The 6707-nt window shown below is 69.4% G+C and carries 6 protein-coding genes and 1 pseudogene; all 7 read right to left on the minus strand.

Annotated elements, in window-relative coordinates; all coding sequences use genetic code 11:
• Positions 1-27: 27 nt before the first annotated feature.
• Complete coding sequence (locus tag ACP2AH_RS20520) at positions 28-828, minus strand: MBL fold metallo-hydrolase (RefSeq protein WP_425107485.1); 801 nt, start codon at positions 826-828, stop codon at positions 28-30.
• A gap of 15 nt (positions 829-843) precedes the next feature.
• Complete coding sequence (locus ACP2AH_RS20525; RefSeq protein WP_425107486.1) at positions 844-1617, minus strand: TatD family hydrolase; 774 nt, start codon at positions 1615-1617, stop codon at positions 844-846.
• Positions 1614-3170, minus strand: a complete 1557-nt coding sequence (gene metG / locus ACP2AH_RS20530; RefSeq protein ID WP_425107487.1) for a methionine--tRNA ligase — start codon at positions 3168-3170, stop codon at positions 1614-1616. Before metG ends, ACP2AH_RS20525 begins: the two co-directional genes overlap by 4 nt.
• Positions 3171-3201: 31 nt before the next feature.
• A complete protein-coding gene (locus tag ACP2AH_RS20535; RefSeq protein ID WP_425107488.1) occupies positions 3202-4239 on the minus strand; it encodes a DNA polymerase III subunit delta' in 1038 nt (345 codons plus the stop codon).
• Positions 4236-5102 carry a dTMP kinase gene (gene tmk / locus ACP2AH_RS20540; protein WP_425107489.1) on the minus strand — a complete coding sequence of 289 codons (867 nt, stop codon included), beginning with the start codon at positions 5100-5102 and terminating at the stop codon, positions 4236-4238. The genes ACP2AH_RS20535 and tmk overlap by 4 nt, the downstream gene beginning before the upstream one ends.
• Positions 5103-5104: 2 nt before the next feature.
• On the minus strand, positions 5105-6277 hold the full coding sequence (locus ACP2AH_RS20545) for a D-alanyl-D-alanine carboxypeptidase family protein (RefSeq protein ID WP_425107510.1): 1173 nt from the start codon (positions 6275-6277) through the stop codon (positions 5105-5107).
• Positions 6278-6474: 197 nt separating this feature from the next.
• Positions 6475-6707: pseudogene (locus ACP2AH_RS20550) on the minus strand (septal ring lytic transglycosylase RlpA family protein); the annotation flags it as partial.

A 6707-nucleotide genomic window follows, 5' to 3' on the forward strand; every position in this document is an offset into this window, starting at 1 on the left:
TTATGAGGAATGCACGTCAAGTGCCTGTCAGAGCGTGATTTTCATGCCGTCATAGGCGGCGACCACGCCTTCCGGCAGTTCACGCGAGAGCGTGGCGTAGTCGAGGTCGGTGTGCAGGTTGGTCAGCACGGCGCGGCGCGGTTTCATCCGCTCGATCCAGGCCAGCGCCTCGCTCAGCGACAGATGCGTCGGGTGCGGCTTGGGCCTCAGCGCGTCGATGATCCACACATCGAGATCGGCGAGATAAGGCAGGCTGTCCTCCGGCAGGTCGTGCAGATCGCTCGAATAAGCCAGCCCGCCGATGCGGAAGCCATAGGAGATGATGTTGCCGTGGTACTGGCGGTACGCCTGCGCCTCGACCGTCCCGCCGGGACCGGCGACGCTGATGGTGTCGCCGGCGTGGAAACGGTGCTCGGTGAGGATCGGCGGGTAGTCGCTGCCCGGCGGCGTTTCGAAGCAATAGCCGAAGCGCTGGTGCAGCATCGCCGAGGTCTCGGGATCGACATGCACATCGATGCGGCGGCGGTTGAGGATGGTCAGCGGGCGCAGATCGTCGATGCCATGGGTGTGGTCGGCATGCTCATGGGTGAACAGCACGGCGTCGAGCCGGTCGACCCCGGCGTCGATCAGCTGCTCGCGCAAATCCGGCGAGGTGTCGATCAGTACCCGCGTCGGCCGTTCGGCGCCGTCGTCAAGGCGCTCGACCAGCATGGAGCAGCGTCGCCGGCGGTTGCGCGGTTCGTTCGGGTCGCACACGCCCCAGCCCTGCCCGACTCGCGGCACCCCGCCGGAGGAGCCGCAGCCGAGAATGGTGAAGGTCAGCGCCATGGGGAGCGGAAGCCTCTAGGATGCGCGGGAGAACAGGCGGAAGAAGTTCTGCGTCGTCAGCGCGGCGATCTCGTCGAAGGAAACGCCGCGCGCCTGCGCCAGTATATGGGCGGTCTCCACGACATAGGAAGGCTCGTTGCGCTTGCCGCGCCGGCTGTTGGGCGCGAGATAGGGCGCGTCCGTTTCCACCAGCACCCGGTCGGCCGGCAGGCTGGCAGCGATCTCGCGCAGCGGCGCGCCGGACTTGAAGGTGAGGATGCCGGAGAAGGAGACATAGCCGCCCAGCGCCACGGCGCGGCGGGCGAGGTCCGGCCCGGCGGTGAAGCAGTGCAGCACGAAGGCGAAGGCGCCCTTCCCGCTTTCTTCCTCCAGGATCGCCGCCACATCCTCGTCGGCGTCGCGGGCATGGATCACCAGCGGCAGGCCGGTGCGCCGCGCCGCCTCGATGTGCCGGCGGAATCCAGCGGCCTGCGCGTCGCGCGGCGCGGTGTCGTAGTGATAATCGAGCCCGGCCTCGCCGATGGCGACCACTTTGGGATGGTCGGCGGCGGCCAGAATCTCGTCCAGCGTCACATCGGCTTCCTCGCCGGCATTGTGCGGGTGGGTGCCGACCGAGCAGAACACATCCTCGAAACGTTCGGCGATCGCCCTCACCTCGCCCGAGCGGCGCACGCGGGTGCCGATGGTGACGAGCCGGCCGACGCCGGCCGCGCGGGCTCGCGCGACAACGTCGTCGAGTTCCGCGGCGAAGTCCGGGAAATCGAGATGGCAGTGGCTATCGACGATCATGAGGCGGCCGGCGCCTCGGGCTCGACATAGCGCGGGAACACCCCGACAGGGGCCGGCAGCGCCGTGCCGCCGGCCAGCCGCCCGGCCTCGCCAAGGCTGGCGAAGCTACGCGAGCCTTCCGGAATCGCGAGCAGGTCCAGCAGCTTGCCGGCGCTTGTGGGGATGAAGGGTTGGGCGAGCAGGGCGACCTGGCGCACCACTTCGGCCGTCGTCCACAGCACGGTGCCGAAGCGCTCGGGCGCGCTCTTGCGCAGTTCCCACGGCGCGGCGCCGGCGAAATAGCGGTTGGCGTCCGCCACCACCGCCCAGATGGCGGCGAGCGCGTTATGGATCTGCTGGCCTTCCATCGCCTCGCGCACCTTCGCCCCCATGGCGTCGGCGCTGGCGAGAATCGCCGCGTCATCGTCCGAGAGCGGGCCGGGCGCCGGCAGCGTACCGCCGAGGTTCTTGGCGATCATCGACAGCGAGCGCTGGGCGAGGTTGCCGAGGTCGTTGGCGAGGTCGGCATTGGTGCGGGCGACGATGGCCTCGTGGCTGTAGGAGCCGTCCTGGCCGAAGGGAATCTCGCGCAGCAGGAAATAGCGCAGCGCATCGACGCCATAGGCGCGGGCGAGGTCGAACGGGTCGATCACATTGCCGACCGACTTCGACATCTTCTCCCCGCGATTATGGATGAAGCCATGCGCGAAGACGGTCTTCGGCGGCTCGATGCCCGCCGACATCAGGAAGGCCGGCCAGTACACCGCGTGGAAGCGGATAATGTCCTTGCCGATGATGTGCAGGTTCGCCGGCCAGTAGCGCTTGAAGCTGGCGCTTTCCGTGTCGGGATAGCCGACGCCGGTGATGTAGTTGGTGAGCGCGTCCACCCACACATACATCACATGGTCCGGGTCGCCCGGCACCGGGATGCCCCAGGAGAAGGTGGTGCGGCTGATGGAGAGGTCCTGCAGCCCGCCGCGCACGAAGCTCGTCACCTCGTTGCGGCGCACGTCGGGACGGATGAAGTCCGGGTGCGCGTCGTAATAGTCGAGCAGTTTCTGCTGATAGGCGGAGAGGCGGAAGAAATAGCTCTTCTCCTCGGTCCACTCCACCGGCGTGCCCTGCGGGCCGAGCCGCACGCCATCCGGGTTCACCGTGGTCTCGTCCTCGGCGTAATAGGCCTCGTCGCGCACCGAGTACCAGCCGGAATAGGCGCCGAGATAGATGTCGCCGCTCTCCACCATGCGCTGCCAGATCGCCTGGCTGGCGGCGATGTGGTCATCGTCGGTGGTGCGGATGAAGCGGTCATAATCGACGCCGAGCAGCGCATCCATTTCCTGGAAGCGGGTGGCGTTCTTCGTCGCCCAGTCCAGCGGCGTCAGACCCTGCTTTTCCGCCGTCTGCGCCATCTTCAGCCCGTGCTCGTCGGTGCCGGTCAGGAAGAAGACGTCAAAGCCGTCGAGCTTCTTGAAGCGCGCCAGCGCGTCCGAGGCGATCTTCTCATAGGCGTGGCCGATATGCGGCGCGCCGTTGGGGTAGTCGATCGCGGTGGTTATGTAGAAGGCGGGTCTCACGGCGGTATCCTGCGGAGCGACCAGCGCGCGATCAGGGGCGCAGAGCCTCGTTGAGCGACGCGAAGATCCGGAAGACGAGGGTCTTGCGGTCGAGATTGTAGACATCGGCATCGACCGCAGCGCGGCGAACCTTCTCCCACACCTCCGGGAGGCGTGCAAGACGAACGCTGGCGGTCTGGCGGCGGCCGGTGGCATGGTCGCTGATCCAGCCTTCCACCGTGCCGACAAAACTCTGGAACGCCCCTCCCCGGTCGCCGGTGAGCTTCTCGCCCAACGCGTGCAGCGATTTGGGGTCGACATGGGGCAGGGCGTCGAGCAGCACGCGGGTGGCGTTGCGCACGGCGAGGCCGTCGCCCTCCATCAGCGTCAGCGCCTCGCGCACGCTGCCGCCCGAGGCTTCCGCCGCTTCCGTGAAGCGGCTGCGGTCGAGGCCGGGCATAGCGGCGCTGAGGCCTTCCAGCACCTCCACCACCTGCCCTTCCGATAGCGCGCGCAGCGGCACCATGCGGCAGCGCGAGCGGATGGTGGGCAAGAGCCGGCCCGGCGCATGGCTCACCAGCAGGAACAGCGCCCGGTTCGGCGGCTCCTCCAGTGTCTTCAGCAGCGCGTTGGCGCCCTGCGCGTTCATTTCGTCCAGCGTGTCGACGACGCAGACCCGCCAGCCGCCGAGCGCCGCCGTGGAGCCGAAGAAGCTGCGCACCCGGCGCACCTGTTCGGCCGGAATCATCGAGGGCAGCTTGCCGGTGTCGTTCGGCGTGCGCCGCAGCACCATCAGGTCCGGGTGCGACAGCGCCGCCACCTGCCGCGCGGCGGGATGGGCGGGGTCGACGGCGAGGGAATGCGCCGGCGCGGCGCCGCCGGACAGCACGAAGCGGGCGATAGCATAGGCGAGCGTCGCCTTGCCGATTCCCTCCGCCCCGCCGATCAGCAGCGCATGCGGCAGCCGCCCGGCGTCCCAGGCGGTGCGCACCATTGCCTGCGCCTCCTCATGGCCGACGAGATGCGTGCTCTCGCGCGGCGCCGGCGCGGTGCCGAAGCGGTCGCCTTCCAGCGGGGGGGCGTCCTTCATGTCCGGCGCCTCCGGCGCGGGGCGGGCAGCTTCAGGCGGGTGGAAACCGCCTGCCAGATCGCCTCCTCCACCGCCTCCGGCGTGCCGCTGGCATCGATCAGCACGCAGCGCGCCGGCTCGTCCGCCGCCAGCGCGCGAAACGCCTCGCGCAAGGCGCGGTGAAAGGCGAGGCCCTCGCTCTCGAAACGGTCGGCGCCCTGGCCGGAGCGGGCGGCGGCGCGGGCAAGCCCCTCCTCCGCCGGCAGGTCGAGAATCAGCGTCAGGTCCGGGCGCGTCTCGCCCACCGTCACCTGTTCCAGCGCCGCGATCAGGCGCGGATCGACATTGCCGAGCGCGCCCTGATAGACGCGGGTGGAATCGGCGAAACGGTCGCACACTACCCATGCGCCCCGGGCGAGCGCCGGGCCGATGGTGGCGTCGAGATGGTCCGCGCGGGCGGCGGCGAACAGGGTCGCCTCCGCGAGAGGCCCCAGCGGCTTGGCGGCGCCCGACAGGATCAGGTGGCGCATGATCTCGGCGCCGGTGGAGCCGCCGGGCTCGCGCGTGCCGACGGCGTCGATGCCGGCCGCCTGCAGCCGCGCCAGCAGCCGGCGGACTTGAGTCGACTTGCCGGCCCCCTCCCCGCCCTCAAAGGTGATGAAGCGCCCAGGGACCGGTGCCGTGGCTTTGGCGACGCGCGTGGACGCCTTGCGCGGGGCCGGCGTCTTCTTCGGCGCGGGCTTGGCGGGCGCGGGTTCGGCGGCAGACGTTTCCTTCGCCGTCTTCGGCTTCGTCGTGCGGCGGGGCTTGGCCGGCGGATTGGCCGGCGGCTTCTCCGTGCTGTCGGCGGAATCGGGCGCGTGCGGGGGCGTGCGGGTCGGCATGCTCAGCCGGTAATCTTGGCGTAGCCCTGGCGCAGCAGGCTCACCATCAGTTCATAGGCACCGTCCATCGCCCGGCGCCACAGCGGCCCGGCGGGCACGGTCTCGGCCGCGACGAGCGGCACTTCCAGCGACAGCTGCTCGCCGCGATAGACCATGAGCCGCGCCAGCACCTCGCCCTTCTCCACCGGCGCCGGGATCGGCCCCTCGAAGCGGATGCGCGCCACCAGCTTCTCGTCGCCATTGCGCGGAATCAGCACCCGGATCGGCGTGTCGCTGGTCAGCGGAGCGCCGTTGCGCTCGCCACCATAAAGCGTCGCCTCGCCAACGATCTGCCCGGCCTCGAACAGGGTGCGCGATTCGAAGGAGCGGAAGCCCCATTCCAGCAGCTTGCGGGCATCCTCGGCCCGCTCCTTCTCGCTCTTGGCGCCCATGATGACGACGACGAGCCGCTGCCCGTTCTGGATCGCCGAACCCACGAGGTTGAACCCGGCATCCTTCTGGTAGCCGGTCATGAAGCCGTCCGCGCCCAGACTCATGCCGAGCAGCGGGTTGCGGTTGTTCTGGCGGATCTTGTTCCAGAGGAAATCCGGCTCGCTATAGATCTTATAGAGGTCCGGGTAGTCGCGGATGATGTGAATGGCCACCTTCGCCATGTCGCGCGGCGTGGTCTTCTGGTCGGGATCGGCGAGACCGCTGGCGTTGACGAAGGCCGATCCGGTAAGGCCGAGACGCTTGGCCTCCTGGTTCATCTTACTGGTGAAGGCGAGTTCGTTGCCGGAAATGCCTTCCGCCAGCACGATCGCCCCGTCATTGCCCGAGGGGATGATCGCCCCGCGCAGCAGGTCGCTGACCTTGATCATGCTGTTGACGGCCGCGAACATGGTGGAGCCGCCCGACGGGGCCCCTCCCCGCCGCCAGGCATATTCGCTGACCTTGAATTCCTGATCCGGCGACAGCCGGCCGGAGGTGATCTCGCCGAACACCACGGCCATGGTCATCAGCTTGGTGATGCTAGCGGGCGCGCTCGGTGTGTCGGCAGCGCGCTCGAACAGCACCGAGCCGCTGTCATAGTCGAGCAGGATCGCCTGCGGGGCGGCGATGTCAGGCGCGGTCTGCGCCGAAGCGGGGGAAAAGCCGGCGGCAAGGAGGAGCGCGGCCAGAAGGGCGGCGGCGATTCCGCCGGTCGCAGGTCCGCCGGTCGCAGGTCCGCCGGTCGCAGGTCCACCTTGGACGGGATGGCGACGCGGGAACAGGATGCGCAACAGCTTCACGGTCGGTCCTCCCCGGCTCCGGGCAGAGTTAACAGCCGGAGGTCGCCACCGCAATGCGACAGCGACGCCGGCCTTGCCGGAACGCAGGCGCCTGGAGGGCGTCAGTACAGCCCGCGACCCATATCGGCCGGGCCGGTGCCCTCGGACGGCGCGTAGCCCATCACCGGCTGCGGGCCGACCATCCAGCCCGCAGGTGCGCCGGTGGAGGGCGCCGGGGCGTTACGGGCCGGCTGCAGGCTCGCCACCTGCACCCCGCCTGCCGGAGCGGCGGCGGGCTTTGCCGTCTTGGCGGGCTTGGCCGGGGCACTGTTCGCCGCGACGTTTTTGGCCGGCG

Origin of the sequence: Ancylobacter sp., from assembly GCF_965249975.1 — a bacterium.
In the GTDB taxonomy this organism is placed as follows: domain Bacteria; phylum Pseudomonadota; class Alphaproteobacteria; order Rhizobiales; family Xanthobacteraceae; genus Ancylobacter.